Source organism: Pseudorhodoferax sp. Leaf274 (assembly GCF_001422445.1).
Lineage (GTDB): Bacteria > Pseudomonadota > Gammaproteobacteria > Burkholderiales > Burkholderiaceae_C > Pseudorhodoferax.
In genome coordinates this window covers 170,653-184,782 of the sequence record NZ_LMNA01000001.1, presented here as the reverse complement: position 1 = coordinate 184,782, position 14,130 = coordinate 170,653, and the positions used below count along the sequence as shown (strand labels likewise).

The window sequence follows — 14,130 nt, the reverse complement described above, 5'->3', positions numbered from 1 at the left end:
CCAGGCGACTGTACACCGCGTCGGATGGGTGTCTGGGTTGGTGTACAGGCAGACCGCGCGCCGTGCAGTTTTCGCACCAAAACGCCAGGGTAAACCCTCGATTTCGGCTTGGCACGGTCTTCGCAGAAGAGCCGGGGAACGCTCACTCTTTCGGAGACATTTCCCATGCTCGGCATCGTTGGCATCTTCGCGTCCCTGGCGCTGCTCATCTTCCTGGCCCACCGCGGCTGGAACGTCATCTTCATCGCCCCGCTCTGCGCAGCGGTGGCCGTGGCCTTCAACCTCGGCGACCTGCCGTTCTTCGCCAGCTACACGCAGATCTTCATGCCCGCGCTGGGCAGCTACTTCGCCACCTACTTCCCGCTGTTCCTGCTGGGCGCGGTGTTCGGCAAGCTCATGGACGAGTCGGGCGCGGCGCGCGCCATCGCCCACCGGATCGTGCGCTGGGTCGGCGGCGAGCGCGCCATCCTCGCGGTGGTGCTGGCCTGCGCGCTGCTGACGTATGGCGGCGTCTCGCTGTTCGTGGTGGCGTTCTCGGTCTACCCGATCGCGGCCTCGCTGTTCCGTGAGGCGCAGATCCCCAAGCGGCTGATCCCGGCCGCCATCGGCCTGGGCAGCTTCACGTTCACGATGGTGGCGCTGCCGGGCACGCCCGCGATCCAGAACGCGATCCCGATCCCGTTCTTCAAGACCACCATCTACGCTGCGCCCGGCATGGGCCTGGTGGCGGCGGTGTTCATGTTCGCCACCGGCATGCTGTGGCTGTCGCGGCGCACCGCCGCCGCGCGCAAGGCGGGCGAGGGCTATGGCGAGCACAAGGAGGAATTCGCGGCGGTCGACAACTCCAACCTGCCCTCGTTCTTCCTCGCGCTGCTGCCCATCCTGCTCGTGATCGGGCTGAACTTCCTGCTGTCCAAGTACGTGATCCCGGCGTTCGACCACAGCGAGCTGGCCACTGCCCGGTTCAAGAACATCGACCTCAAGAAGGTGCTGGCCATCTGGGCCATCATCGGCGCGATGCTGGCCGCCATCGTGGTGCTGGCGCTGACCAACCGCAAGCGCATCGCCGACCTGCAGGGCGCCATCAACAAGGGCACGCTGGGCTCGCTGCTGCCCATGGCCAACACTGCATCGGAGGTGGGCTATGGCGCGGTGATCGCCGCGCTGGCGGCCTTCGCCGTGGTGCGCGAGGGGCTCAAGGCGGTGGCGTCCGATCCCGTCGTCTCGCTGTGGCTGGTGGTCACCGTGCTGGCCGGCATGACGGGCTCGGCCTCCGGCGGCATGAGCCTGGCGCTGGGCGCGATGGGCGAGTACTACGCCAACGCGGCGCAGGTGGCGGGCATCAACCCGGAGATCATGCACCGCATCGCGGCCATGGGCTCCGCCGCCATGGACATCCTGCCGCACAACGGCGCGGTGATCACGCTGCTGGCGATCTGCGGGCTGACGCACAAGCAGTCGTACTTCGACCTGTTCGTGGTGGGCAGCCTGACGGCGTTCACTGCCAGCATCCTGGTGCTGGGCCTGTACCTGACCGTGGGGGTGTTCTGACCATGGCCGGCGTGTTGCGAACCCTGCTGCTGCTGGCGGCGGCCTGCTGCGGCCAGGCCTGGGCCCAGGCGCCCGCGCCAGAGCTGCGCCTGCTGGCGGCCGAGCTGCCGCCCTACACCTACCAGGTGCCCTCGGCCTCGGTGTCCGAGCAGCCCGGCCCCGGACGGGGCGTGCTGCACGCGCTGGTGCTGGAGCTGGCCCGCCGCGTGGGCCACAGCGGGCGCATCGAATACCTGCCGTGGTTCCGCGCGCAGGAGATCGCGCGCCAGGGCCCGCGCGTGGGCATCGTGGCGCTGACGCGCTCGCCCGAGCGCGAGCCGCACTACCGCTGGATGGTGGAGCTGCTGACCGACGACCTGGTGCTGGTAGGCTCGCCCGGCGTCGACGTGGGCGCGCTAGACCGCGTGAAGGACCGGCCCGTTGGCGTGTTGGAGTTCTCCGGCGCCGAGGCGCTGGTGCGCTCGCTGGGCTTCAGCCAGGTCTCGCCGCAGCGCGAGGAGTGGATGAACGCCAAGCGCATGAAGGACCGCCGCATCGACGCCTGGGTGGCGCCGCGCGCGATGGTCGTGCACGCCGTGCGCGAGGTGCGCGGCAACCTGGACGTGCTGCAGTTCGGCCAGGTGATCCGGCCTTCGCGCCTGTACCTGGCGACCTCGCCGGACTTCCCCGAGGACGAGGCCGCCCGCTGGCAGGCCGCCTGGGCCGCCATGCAGGCCGACGGTACGGCCGCGCGCATCATGCGCCAGCAGATGCAGGCCGAGGTGAACCCCGTCGAGGACCAGAAGCGCCGCATCCGCGAAGAGCCCTTCAACTGAAGGCACCGCCCCGGCAACAGGAGACAACACCATGCATGACCCGGCACAGGGCGCGGCTCCCGCGCAACGCACCAAGATCGTCACCGCCGCGCAGGCCGTGCGCCTGATCCGCGACGGCGACACGGTCGCCACGGGCGGCTTCGTCGGCATCGGCTTCGCCGAGGAGATCGCCATCGCGCTGGAGGCGCTGTTCCTCGCCACCGAGGACGAGCATGCCCAGGCCCACGGCAAGCCGCGCAACCTCACGCTGGTCTACGCGGCGGGCCAAGGCGACGGCAAGCACAAGGGCCTGAACCATCTGGCGCACGAGGGGCTGGTGCGCCGCGTGATCGGCGGCCACTGGGGCCTGGTGCCGGGCCTGCAGCAGCTGGCGGTGGCCAACCGCATCGAGGCCTACAACCTGCCGCAGGGCGTGATCTCGCACCTGTTCCGCGACATCGCCGGCGGCAAGCCGGGGCACCTGTCCAGCGTGGGGCTGGGCACCTTCGTCGACCCGCGCCACGGTGGCGGCAAGCTCAACGAGCGCACCACCCAGGACCTGGTGCGCCTGATGCCGATCGACGGAAAGGACTACCTGTTCTACCAGGCGTTCCCGATCGACGTGGGCATCATCCGCGGCACTACCGCCGACCCGGACGGCAACATCACCATGGAGAAGGAAGCGCTGACGCTGGAGGCGCTGGCCATCGCCATGGCGGTGCGCAATTGCGGCGGCACCGTGATCGTGCAGGTCGAGCGGCTGGCCGAGCGCCATGCGCTGCCGGCGCGGCAGGTCAAGATTCCCGGGGTGCTGGTGGACTGCGTGGTCGTGGCCCGGCCCGAGAACCACTGGCAGACCTTCGCCGAGCCCTACAGCCCGGCGTTCAGCGGCGAGCTGCGGGTGCCGCTGGCCGGCACGGCGCCCATGGCCATGGGCCCGCGCAAGACCATCGCGCGGCGCGCCGCCATGGAGCTGCAGGCCAACAGCGTGGTCAACCTGGGCATCGGCATGCCCGAGGGCATCGCCGAGGTCGCGCACGAGGAGAAGGTGATCGACCTGCTGACGCTGACGGCCGAACCCGGCGTGATCGGCGGCGTGCCGGCCGGCGGCCTGAACTTCGGCGCCGCCGTCAACACGCAGGCCATCATCGACCAGCCCTACCAGTTCGACTTCTACGACGGCGGCGGGCTGGACATCGCCTTCCTGGGCCTGGCCCAGGCCGACCGCGAGGGCAACCTCAACGTCAGCAAGTTCGGCCCCAAGCTGGCCGGAGCGGGCGGCTTCATCAACATCAGCCAGAACGCCAAGCAGGTGGTGTTCGTGGGCAGCTTCATGGCCGGCGCGACGAAGAAGTTCGTGCACGAGGTGGAGCACCGCACCTTCAGCGGCCGCATCGCGTTGCAGCGCGGCCAGCGCGTGCTGTACGTGACCGAGCGCTGCGTGTTCCGCCTGTGCGCGGACGGGCTGGAGCTGGTGGAGATCGCGCCCGGGGTGGACCTGCAGCGCGACATCCTGGACTGCATGGACTTCGCGCCCGTGCTGCACGCGCCGCCCGCGACCATGGACGCGCGCATCTTCGCGGCGGTGCCCATGGGCCTGCGCGAGGAGATGCTCGGCGTGCCGCTGGAGCAGCGCTTTGCCTACGACCCGGACAAGAACCTGCTGTTCGTCAACTTCGAAGGCCACACCGTGCGCAGCCTGGCCGACGTGCAAGCCATCCGCGAGCAGGTGCTGCGCCGCGTGGCACCCCTGGGCCGGCGCGTGGACGTGGTCGTCAACTACGACCACTCCACCATCCTGCCCGACGTGCTGGACGCCTATTCGGAGATGGTGCGCGGCCTGGTGGAGCAGCACTACCGCAGCGTGGCGCGTTACTCCACGAGCGGTTTCCTGCGCATGAAGCTGGGCAACGCGCTCAAGCAGCGCGGCGTGGCACCGCACATCGTGGAGAGCGCGGCGCAGGCGCGGGCGGAGGTGGTCCTGCGGCGTTGAAGTTGGCATGGTGGGCAGCGTTATGCTCGCAAGCCGCCCGGGGACCGTTGGACCGTGCGCAAGAAGGACTGGACATGCTCAAGGAACTGCATCTTGTGAAGGTGGGGCCGTGCGAGGAAATGAAGATCGTCTTCAAACGCCGGTTGAACCTGCTGACGGGCGACAACGGCCTGGGCAAGAGTTTTCTGCTCGACATCGCCTGGTGGGCGATGACCCGGCATTGGCCGCGCACGCTGAACAAGGCGCTGGTCAGCGGTTACGTGGCCCGGCCGGACTCGTCGAAGGAAGGCAGCATCGAGTTCGTCGTCGAAGGCATGTCCAACAAGGGCGTGCGCTACAAGAGCCAGTTCTCGGCGCGCGATGAGGAGTGGACCGGCAAGGTCGGCCGGCCCTACAACCCGGGGCTGGTGCTGTATGCCATGGCAGACGGCGGCTTTGCCGTGTGGGATCCGGCGCGCAACTACTGGAAGACGGTCGGCGGTCAGGATGTGCCGGGCCGCGTGCCTGCGTATGTCTTCAGCGCACGCGATGTGTGGGATGGGCTCAAGGACGAGGGGGGCGGGCTGCCGTCTTGCAACGGCTTGCTCAGTGACTGGGCTGGCTGGCAGAAGGAAGGCGGTGCGGCGTTCCGCCGACTGTGCCTGGTGCTGGCCAGGCTGTCCGAATCCGAGACCGAGCCGCTGGTACCAGGGCCCCTGACGCGCGTGAGCAAGGACGATGCGCGCGACATTCCGACGCTACAGACGGCCTATGGCAAGGCAGTGCCGGTGTTGCATGCGTCGTCCGGCGTGCGTCGCATCATCGCTCTTGCCTATCTGCTGGTCTGGAGCTGGCAGGAACACCAGGCTGCCAGTGCGTTGAATGAGGAAGACACGGCGCCGCAGGTGGTGTTTCTGATCGATGAGATCGAAGCCCACCTGCACCCGCGCTGGCAGCGCATGATCGTGTCGGCGCTGTTGGACGTCACGCGCGAACTGGCAGGCGAGGCGCAGGTGCAACTGATCGTTGCAACCCACTCGCCGATGGTCATGGCGTCGGCCGAGCCGCGCTTCGAATCCAAGGTGGATGCATGGTTCGATCTGGATCTGGTGGCCGCCGGCGCATCGCGTCCGGCTGGCGTGCAATTGGTGCAGCGGCCGTTCGAGCGGCTCGGTGACGTATCGCGCTGGCTGGTGAGCCAGGCGTTCGACCTGGGCAGCGCCCGCTCGCGCGAGGCCGAAGTGCTCATTGCGCAGGCCGAGGCGCTGGCGCAGGACCCTGGCGCAACGGCGTCCGATGGCGAGAAGCTCACACGCGAACTGGAGAACGTGCTGGGCGACATCGACCCGTTCTGGTCGCGTTGGCGCATCGCCGGCGCGCAGCGGGGCTGGTGGGATCTGCCCAGCCCCTTCGCGACTACGGCCCCGGTGCGCCGCAACCGCAAGGGCAAGGCGCCATGATTCCCGTGCGACCGTTGGGGCCACCCGCGGGATTCGCCACCCGCGTGGTCAAGCCAGCCAAGCGTTGGGCGGACAAGAACAAGCTGGTCTGGTCGGCGCCGCCGCCCGCCGGGTGGTCAGGAAGGCTGAAGGACTATTGGCGCAACTGTCTGGATGATCTGCACGATGGCTACGGCGCCACCTGTGCGTACTTGGCCGTCTACACCCACCGCTCGCTGCAGGACACCTCCGTCGACCATTTCGAGCCAAAGTCGAAGGCGCCGCTGTGCAAGTCCTACGACTGGAGCAACTTTCGCCTGGCCTGCCGTCCGATGAACACCAACAAGGACGAATTCCAGGACGTACTGGACCCCTTCCTGCTGCCCCCTGAGTTGTTCATCCTGAATTTGTTGAGTGGGCGGGTGCAGATCAATCACCGCGTCGCGCCCGTGGGCACGCCGCTGCACAAGCAGGCGCAGCACACCATCGGCCGTGACCGGCTGAAGCTCAATGCCGGGCCGTTCCGGGACCTGCGGCTGCGCTTCATCGACGAGTATTTTGCCAACCGCCAGCGTCCCGGCCCCCGGGCGCTGCAGGAGGCGCGGGACCTGCTGCGCCTGCAATCGCCCTTCATCTGGCATGAGGTGACCCGGCAGGGCCTGTAGGCCCCCACACATCCATGCCTGACACAACCCAACCGCGTTTCTCCACCGCTTCCGTCCCTGTTCTGGCGCAGGCCCGGCGTGCCGCACCCTGGATGGCGGGCTGGCTGCTGCTGATGCTGGTCGTCGCGGTCGCGGGCCGCCAGGCCACGCGCGAGCTGGATGTGTTCCAGATCATGCTGATGCGTTCGGTGATGGGCATGGTGCTCCTGGCGCCGCTGGTGCGCCTGTCCGGTGGCCTGGCAACCCTGCGCACGCGCCAGCTGCCGCGCCACGTGGGGCGCAACATCGTCCACTACGCCGCGCAGTACGGCTGGTTCCTGGCGCTCACGCTGATCCCGCTGGGGCAGGTGGTGGCCATCGAGTTCACGATGCCGATCTGGACCGCGCTGCTGGCCGCGCTGTTCCTGGGCGAGCGGCTGCACCGCTGGAAGGTGGCGGCGGTGCTGCTGGGGGCCGTCGGCGTGGCGATGATCGCGCGGCCGGGCGGGGGCGGGGGCCTGGGGGCCGGGCAGGCCATCGCGCTGGCGGCGGCGCTGGGCTTTGCCGTGTCCATCATCCTCGTCAAGTCGATGGCGCGCACCGAGCAGGCCGTGACCATCATGTTCTGGATGCTGGTGGTGCAGTCCGTGCTGGGGCTGTGGCCGGCGCTGGCCGTGTGGCGCTGGCCGTCGGCTGCGGCCTGGGGCTGGGTGGTGCTGGTCGCGGTCGCCGCCACCTACGCGCACTACTGCATGGCCAGTGCCATGCGCCATGCCGACGCGACGGTGGTGGTGCCGATGGACTTCATGCGCGTGCCGCTGACGGCGCTGGCCGGCTGGCTGTTCTATGCCGAGCGCTTCGACCTGCTGATGGTGCTGGGCACGGGGCTGATCTTGGTGGGCAACCTGCTCAACCTGTGGCGCGCGCCGCGCGCCTGATCACGGCCCCGCATGGCAGGCGCGTTCGCAGCGCCCGGTCGCGGAACTTGGCCGCAGGCCTCAGTGCAGGTGGCGCGGCCGCCGGCCGCCGCCGCCGTGGCTGCCCGAGCCGCCGGAGCCGCCGGAGCCCGGCCCGCGCGAAGGCTTGCCCAGGTCCAGCGAGTTCGTCAGCGCGTCGAAGCGCTGCGTGAACAGCTTGTCGATCTCGGCCACGACGCCGGTCAGCTCGCTCGCGTCGAAGTGGCGCTCCATGGTGTGGATCACGTCCTGCACCAGCAGGTCGCGCTGCACCTGCATGATGGCGGCAGGGTTGGGGCCGACGAACAGCATCACGAAGTCGTCGCGCGACTCTTCGTCCTCGGGGGCTTCCTCGTCGTCCTCGTCGAACTCGGCATCGTAGAAGCTGACCTCGATGGCCGCGCCCTGCTCGGACAGTTCGTTCAGGCTCATGCACATCTCGTCCAGCGCCTGCCTGAAGTCCTCGTCGCCGGGCACGGTCCAGCACATGTCCAGCAGGTGCTCGGCGGGCTCGAAGCGGATGCCGGGCTCCTCCTCGTAGGCGCTGGCTGCGGCTGCCGCGAGCGAACGCGCACCGGCGTATTTCCACAAGGGTTTGAGCGCCTCCTGGATCTGCTCGTAGTTCACGTCCGCGCGCAACGGCACCTGGCCGTGGACGTGGATCTCGAAGGGGGCGTTGTAGCGTGACATAAGGGGGATGGTAGCGGGTGCGTGGAGCCGTGCCAACGCGGTGTCTGGCGGCGTCCGGACCGGGATCGCACCACACGGTCAGCGCGTCGGCGGGCACCGTTCGAGGCGGCGCGATGCGGCGCGAGCGGGCCCGGATGGCAAGCAGGGGCCGGAGGTTGACAAAGTCTGTATTTTGCAACAACCGGCCATGCCGGCCGCCCTGGCAGCCAGGATGCGGCATGGCCGCCGCGCACCGGCGGCAGCGTCGCTCCCTCAAAAGTGCGGAGCGAACCCGCAAAACTCCTGTCAGATCTGCCAGCGTGGCGCGCCGGTGCGTTCATGGGCGCTTCCTAGAATCTTCGACGACCGAAAGGAGACAGCGGTGTTGAACGACGACGGCGGGGCAGCCAGTCCCTCGATGGGAGAAACGGACACGCGCCTCGTCTTTTTGCGGCAGATCGCGCGCGCGCAGTTTCCGTTTCGCCTGCGCGACCCGGACGCGGTGTCCATGGTCCAACTGCTCCTGCAGGCGGGGCTCGTGGAGGGCGGCGTCGGCGAGTCGTCTGCCGACGGCCAGCCTGTCGCGATCGTGCGCCGGATCACCGCCGTCGGGCGTGCGCACCTGGCGCTGACCAGGGACTCCGTTCGCGGCGCCCTGGACTGGTAGCGCGCCCGCGCCGACCACGGGCGGCGCGCCGCAACAATTCCCGGGAAACCGCCAGGCGCGTTGCATCTGTAATGTGTTGAGGCGCCACAACTGCGCGCTCTGCACACTAATTCCGTTGCAGATTGGCGTCTCCTCCGGACAATTGGGTGTTGTTGGTTGCCGCCGTGCAACAAGAAAGCCACCCATGCCTGTCCGTCCGCTCCTGTCTGCGCTTCGCACCGATCCGGCCGCTGCTGTGTCGGTCAAAAAAGTTGCGCGCAATTCAATGGTGTACGTGTAATTGCGTATGGCTTTGAGCCCTTTCGCGCCGACGGCCGGCGCCCACACCCTTCACAGACACCGTTCCCATGCCAGCCCTTCAACCTAGTTCCGCCACACCGGTTTCCGTCCCTGGCGCTGCTCCGGGTCACTGGACGCCAGACGACTGCCCCACGGCCGACGACCGCGTTCTGACCTTCCGCCTGGGCGCCGTCGAGTACGCCATCGGCATCCTCGACGTCCAGGAGATCCGGGGATACGTGGCCCCGACATCGATCCCGGCCATGCCCGACCACATGAAGGGCGTGCTGAATCTGCGCGGGACCATCGTGCCCGTCATCGATCTGCGCCTGCTGTTCGGCATGCAGGCCGGCCTCGACCAGACCACGGTGACGGTGGTTCTGCACCTCCAAGACCGCGTGGTCGCGGTCGTGGTCGACGCCGTGTCCGACGTCGTCGAGCTGGAGCAACTGCAGGTCCAGCCTGCGCCGCACCTCGGCGACGGCCTGCTGGCCGACAACGTCCGCGGCGTCCTCACGCTGGGGCCGGCCGACCAGCCCCGCACCGTCCTGTTGATCGACATCGCGCGCCTGTTGGCCGCGCTCCGCGCAGGCACTTCGCCTGCAGTCCAGTGAACCCCATCGAGACCCCACCATGAACTTCCTCAAAAACTTCAAGCTGGGCACGCGCCTGGCCACCGGCTTCGGCGCCGTGCTGTCTCTGCTCGTGCTGGTCGGCCTGCTGGGGATCCACAGCATGGGGCAGGTGCAGAGCCGCCTCGAAGACATCGCCAACGTGCACAACAAGGCGGCGAGCCTGGCCGTGGCCATGCGCATTGCGGTCAACCAGGTGGCCATCGCCAGCCGGGACATCGTGCTGCTCGAGGACCAGGCGCAGATGCAGGAGGTCGACGCAGCCTTGATCAAGTCGCGGGCCCATTACGACGCCGCGGAACAGGAGCTTGCGCGCATGCTGGCCATGCCCGGCGCGGCGCAGGAGAGCAAGGACCTTTTCAGCAGGATCCTGGCCATGAAGGCAACGACGCGCCCGCTCATCGACAAGTTGGTCGCACTCGGCCTGGAGAACAAGAACGCCGAAGCCGTCCAGGTGCTGTCCCGCGAGGTCACGGGTCCGCAGAAGACCTGGTTGCTGGCGCTCGGCGAGTTCGCCGCCCAACAGGAGCAGCAGACGCTTGCCGCGACGAAGGAGGCAGAGGCCGCCTACGCCTCGGCCCGCGCCTGGGTGTTCGTGCTGTGCTGCATCGGCCTGGCGTTCGGCATCGCCGCCGCGTGGCTGATCACCTTGTCGATCACCCGTCCGATCGCCCGCGCGGTCGAGGTGGCCGAGACGGTTTCCGCCGGCGACCTGACGTCGCAGATCGAGGTCACCGGCAAGGACGAGACCAGCCGCCTGCTGGCGGCCTTGCAAGCCATGAACCAGAGCCTCGTGCGCGTGGTGGGCACGGTGCGGGCCAGCAGCGACAACATCGCGACCGGCGCGACGCAGATTGCCGCCGGCAACGCCGACCTGAGCCAGCGCACGGAAGAACAGGCGGCCAACCTGCAGCAGACCGCGGCCTCGATGGAAGAGCTGACCTCCACCGTGCAATCGAACTCCGAGACCGCGCGCCAGGCCACCCAGCTGGCGGCGTCGGCCAGCGCAGTGGCCAAGCAGGGCGGTGTGGTGGTGGGCCAGGTGGTCTCGACCATGCAGGCCATCACCGAGAGCTCCAAGAAGATCTCCGACATCATCGGCGTCGTCGACGGCATTGCCTTCCAGACCAACATCCTTGCGCTGAATGCCGCGGTCGAGGCGGCCCGCGCAGGCGAGCAGGGCCGCGGATTCGCCGTCGTGGCCAGCGAAGTCCGCAGCCTTGCCGGCCGCTCGGCCGAGGCGGCGAAGGAGATCAAGCAGCTCATCGGCGCGAGCGTCGAGAAGGTGGAGACGGGCTCGCGCCTGGTGGCCGATGCGGGCGCCACCATGGGCGACATCGTCGGGCAGGTCCAGCGCGTGGCCGACCTCATCGGCGAGATCAGCGCAGCGACCGGTGAGCAGACGCAGGGCATCAGCCAGATCAGCGATGCCGTCATGCAGCTGGACCAGGTCACGCAGCAGAACGCAGCGCTGGTCGAAGAGTCTGCGGCCGCGGCCGACAGCCTGAACCAGCAGACCGTCCACCTGGTCGAGGCCGTCAGCGTGTTCAAGCTGGCGAACGTGGCAGCGGTACCCACCGCCGCATCGGCTCCCGCAGTCGAACGGACCGCGCCGGCGCCCAGGTCGCCGGCGCCGCGGCCTGCCGCACCGGGCGCGGCCAGGAAGGCCACCGCCCTGCAGGCGGCCAAGCGACCTGCTGCCGCTGCCCGCCCCGAGCTGGCGATGGCCTCTGCGGGCACCGACCCTGGTTGGGAGGCGTTTTGAACCTCGCCACCACCGCGCAGGACGTGCCGGTGGTGCGTCCTGCCAACGACCCGATCGCGTCGCGCCACCTTGCCGAGCGCAACGCGATCATCCGGACGCTGGGCCATGTCAAGGCGATCGCAGAGTTCTCGCCCGATGGCAAGCTGCTGTACGCGAATCCTCTGTTCCTGGACATCTTCGGCTACGCGCTCGAGCAGGTGCAGGGCGTTCGGCACACCATCTTTTGCGACCCTGCGCATGCCGCGTCGCCGGCCTATGCGCTGTTCTGGCAGCGGCTGCGGGACGGCCAGGCCTACGCCGACATCTGCGAGCGCCGCACGCGCGACGGCGCCAAGCGCTGGCTCGAAGCCACCTACGCGCCCATCCTCGATGCCGACAGGAACGTCGTCAGCATCTTCAAGATGGCCAGCGACGTGACGGAGCGCATCGAGCGCGAGCGCCGTGCACAGGAAGAAACGCGGCGGCTGTCGCTGGTGGCCGATGCGACCGACAACGCCGTGCTCATCACGGATGCCGACTGGCGCATCGCCTACGTCAACAACGGCTTCACGCGGATGTTCGGCATGACCCTGCGGGAGGCCGGTGGCCACGTTCCGCCCGGCCTGCTGGCGCCGCAGATTCCGCAGCGCGAGATCCTCGCGTTGCACGCCGGTCTGAAGGCGGGCGTGCCGATCCGGCGGCAGGAGCTGCTGCGCGGGCACCACGGAGAACGCTACTGGTGCAGCATCGCCACCAACCCGGTGATGGACGAGGAAGGCCAGCTGATCAACACCGTGAGCGTGATCACCGACATCACCGAATCCAAGATGCACCAGGTGATGCAGCACCGCGTGCTGGAGGCGATCGCGGCCGAGCGCTCCATCAGCGACGTGGCCACGATGGTGTGCGAGCAGGTGGACAAGATCCTGCCGGGCACGGCCAGCTGCGTGGTCCGGTTCGACCTGTCCGGCCGCATCAACCCGCTGGCGGCGCCGCAACTGCCGAGCGCCTACCTGGCCCACCTGTCGGGCCAGGTGCTCAAGCTGGACATGATCGCCAGCAGGGATGCACGGCCTTCCGCCGAGGAGGGCGCGTTCATCGACATCGCGACGGATGCGCGCTGGGCCAGTTTCAAGGACCCGCTGACCGCGGTCGGCTACCGCGCCTTCTGGGCGGTTCCCATCCGGACGGTGCAGGGGATCGTTGCCGGCGCGGTCATCTTCCACTACGCGGAGTGCAAGCCGCCCGACGGATTCCACCGCAAGCTGATGGCCGCGTGCGTGCATCTCTGTGCGCTGGCCCTGGAGCGCGAGCGCTCCAAGGCGCGCATCCACCGGCTGGCGTTCTACGATGCGCTCACCGGCCTGCCCAACCGCAGCCTGCTCCATGCCAAGGCCGAGCAGGCGCTGGCGACATCGGCACGCAACGCGACGCCCGCCGCGGTGGTGTTCATCGATCTCGACCGCTTCAAGCATGTCAACGACTCGCTCGGGCATCCAGCGGGCGACCAGCTGCTCAAGACCGTCGCCGCGCGCCTGATGCAGGGACGCCGCACGGCCGACATCGTCTGCCGCTTGTCCGGCGACGAATTCGTCCTGGTGCTGCCGGTCTGCGATGCGCGGCGCGCCGCCGATGTCGTCGAACGTCTGCAAGGGGTGCTGCACGAGCCCGTGGAACTGGGCAGCGCCACCATCCGGCCGACCGCCAGCTTCGGCGTCGCCATGTTTCCTGCCGACGGCAGCAGCATCGACGCGCTGCTGCAGCGCGCCGACATGGCGATGTACCAGGCCAAGGGCGAGGCCCGCGGATCGTTCGCGTTCTTCAGCAGCGAACTCAACGCGATCGCGCAGGAGCGCCTCCTGCTGGAGGCCGATCTGGCGCAGGCCCTGCGCGAGGGCGCGCTGCGCCTTGCCTACCAGCCGCAGCTGGACCTGGCGACCCAGGGCCTGCATGGCGTCGAAGTGCTGTCGCGCTGGCAGCATCCGGTGCGCGGCAACGTGCCGCCGGCCAGTTTCATCCCGCTGGCCGAAGAGTGCGGCCTGATCGGCGAGCTGAGCCACTGGGTGCTGCGCACCGCGTGTGCGCAGCTGGCCGCGTGGCGGCTGCGTGGAATGCGCGTGCCTTCCATATCGGTCAACCTGTCGCCGCTGACGCTGCACGACGCGGACCTGCCCCGCCTGGTGGAGGAAACGCTGCGCAGCCATGGCTTGCGTCCTGCCGACCTCATCATCGAGGTCACCGAAGGCGTGATGCTCGACAAGCATGCCGACACGATGCAGACCATCCACGCGCTGCAGGCCCTGGGCGTGCGGCTGTCGATGGACGATTTCGGCACCGGATATTCCAGCCTCAACTACCTGCACCGGCTGCCGATCACCGAGCTCAAGATCGACCGCAGCTTCGTGGCGGACCTGGGCACCCGCGACAGCGCGCTGCCGCTGTGCAATGCCGTCCTGCAGATCGGCATCAGCCTGGGGTTGACGGTCGTCGCGGAAGGCGTCGAGACGCAGGCCCAGTGCCGCTTGCTGGCGGAGCTGGGCTGCCGGGTGGCACAGGGCTACCTGATCGCCAGGCCCATGGACGCCTGCGCGTTCGAGGTGTGGGCGGCGGGCCTGCCATAGTATTCACATGGGTGATATGGAACATCACTCCCGTCACATTGACTGATGTTCCGCCTGCACGAATGATCGCGTCCAACCTCGGAGAGGCCGCTGACCAGCAGCGGCCGCCGCTCCGGGAGCACGGTGCGAGCGCACCGCGCACGCAGCGACCACGACAGGAGA

The 14,130-nt window shown here is 68.7% G+C and carries 11 protein-coding genes; 10 read left to right on the top strand and 1 reads right to left on the bottom strand.

Annotated features, from left to right (window positions below; genetic code table 11):
* The first annotated feature begins 165 nt into the window (after positions 1 to 165).
* From ASF44_RS00825 to ASF44_RS00800, 6 genes are all read left to right on the top strand, one after another.
* Positions 166 to 1,551, top strand: coding sequence for a GntP family permease (locus ASF44_RS00825; RefSeq protein ID WP_056897284.1), 1,386 nt, complete (start codon positions 166 to 168; stop codon positions 1,549 to 1,551).
* Between the two features lie 2 nt (positions 1,552 to 1,553).
* A complete protein-coding gene (locus ASF44_RS00820; RefSeq protein WP_056897283.1) occupies positions 1,554 to 2,366 on the top strand; it encodes a hypothetical protein in 813 nt (270 codons plus the stop codon).
* A gap of 31 nt (positions 2,367 to 2,397) precedes the next feature.
* Positions 2,398 to 4,338 carry an acyl CoA:acetate/3-ketoacid CoA transferase gene (locus ASF44_RS00815; protein ID WP_056897282.1) on the top strand — a complete coding sequence of 647 codons (1,941 nt, stop codon included), beginning with the start codon at positions 2,398 to 2,400 and terminating at the stop codon, positions 4,336 to 4,338.
* Between the two features lie 74 nt (positions 4,339 to 4,412).
* A complete protein-coding gene (locus ASF44_RS00810) occupies positions 4,413 to 5,777 on the top strand; it encodes an AAA family ATPase (protein ID WP_056897281.1) in 1,365 nt (454 codons plus the stop codon).
* Positions 5,774 to 6,421, top strand: coding sequence for a hypothetical protein (locus ASF44_RS00805; RefSeq protein ID WP_156374305.1), 648 nt, complete (start codon positions 5,774 to 5,776; stop codon positions 6,419 to 6,421). Before ASF44_RS00810 ends, ASF44_RS00805 begins: the two co-directional genes overlap by 4 nt.
* 14 nt (positions 6,422 to 6,435) lie before the next feature.
* Positions 6,436 to 7,338: a DMT family transporter gene (locus tag ASF44_RS00800; protein WP_082524440.1), complete on the top strand. Its 903-nt coding sequence runs from the start codon at positions 6,436 to 6,438 to the stop codon at positions 7,336 to 7,338.
* A 60-nt stretch (positions 7,339 to 7,398) separates the two neighbouring features.
* Here ASF44_RS00800 and ASF44_RS00795 read toward each other — a convergent pair whose 3' ends face one another.
* Positions 7,399 to 8,046 carry a DUF6806 family protein gene (locus tag ASF44_RS00795; RefSeq protein WP_056897278.1) on the bottom strand — a complete coding sequence of 216 codons (648 nt, stop codon included), beginning with the start codon at positions 8,044 to 8,046 and terminating at the stop codon, positions 7,399 to 7,401.
* Between the two features lie 361 nt (positions 8,047 to 8,407).
* On the opposite strand from ASF44_RS00795, the gene ASF44_RS00790 reads away from it, so the two are divergent.
* From ASF44_RS00790 to ASF44_RS00775, 4 genes are all read left to right on the top strand, one after another.
* Positions 8,408 to 8,692, top strand: a complete 285-nt coding sequence (locus tag ASF44_RS00790; RefSeq protein ID WP_056897277.1) for a hypothetical protein — start codon at positions 8,408 to 8,410, stop codon at positions 8,690 to 8,692.
* A 347-nt stretch (positions 8,693 to 9,039) separates the two neighbouring features.
* Positions 9,040 to 9,585, top strand: a complete 546-nt coding sequence (locus ASF44_RS00785) for a chemotaxis protein CheW (RefSeq protein WP_082524439.1) — start codon at positions 9,040 to 9,042, stop codon at positions 9,583 to 9,585.
* Positions 9,586 to 9,604: 19 nt separating this feature from the next.
* On the top strand, positions 9,605 to 11,368 hold the full coding sequence (locus ASF44_RS00780) for a methyl-accepting chemotaxis protein (protein WP_056897276.1): 1,764 nt from the start codon (positions 9,605 to 9,607) through the stop codon (positions 11,366 to 11,368).
* The gene (locus tag ASF44_RS00775; RefSeq protein ID WP_162243768.1) at positions 11,365 to 13,968 is read left to right on the top strand and encodes an EAL domain-containing protein; all 2,604 of its coding nucleotides are present in this window, start codon (positions 11,365 to 11,367) and stop codon (positions 13,966 to 13,968) included. The genes ASF44_RS00780 and ASF44_RS00775 overlap by 4 nt, the downstream gene beginning before the upstream one ends.
* The last annotated feature ends 162 nt before the right edge of the window (positions 13,969 to 14,130 follow it).

Excerpts from the sequence above, each read along its gene's own strand:
- ASF44_RS00825 (WP_056897284.1), top strand. The coding sequence starts at position 166 with ATGCTCGGCATCGTTGGCATCTTCGCGTCCCTGGCGCTGCTCATCTTC.
- ASF44_RS00820 (WP_056897283.1), top strand. The coding sequence starts at position 1,554 with ATGGCCGGCGTGTTGCGAACCCTGCTGCTGCTGGCGGCGGCCTGCTGC.
- ASF44_RS00815 (WP_056897282.1), top strand. The coding sequence starts at position 2,398 with ATGCATGACCCGGCACAGGGCGCGGCTCCCGCGCAACGCACCAAGATC.
- ASF44_RS00810 (WP_056897281.1), top strand. The coding sequence starts at position 4,413 with ATGCTCAAGGAACTGCATCTTGTGAAGGTGGGGCCGTGCGAGGAAATG.
- ASF44_RS00805 (WP_156374305.1), top strand. The coding sequence starts at position 5,774 with ATGATTCCCGTGCGACCGTTGGGGCCACCCGCGGGATTCGCCACCCGC.
- ASF44_RS00800 (WP_082524440.1), top strand. The coding sequence starts at position 6,436 with ATGCCTGACACAACCCAACCGCGTTTCTCCACCGCTTCCGTCCCTGTT.
- ASF44_RS00795 (WP_056897278.1), bottom strand. The coding sequence starts at position 8,046 with ATGTCACGCTACAACGCCCCCTTCGAGATCCACGTCCACGGCCAGGTG.
- ASF44_RS00785 (WP_082524439.1), top strand. The coding sequence starts at position 9,040 with ATGCCAGCCCTTCAACCTAGTTCCGCCACACCGGTTTCCGTCCCTGGC.
- ASF44_RS00780 (WP_056897276.1), top strand. The coding sequence starts at position 9,605 with ATGAACTTCCTCAAAAACTTCAAGCTGGGCACGCGCCTGGCCACCGGC.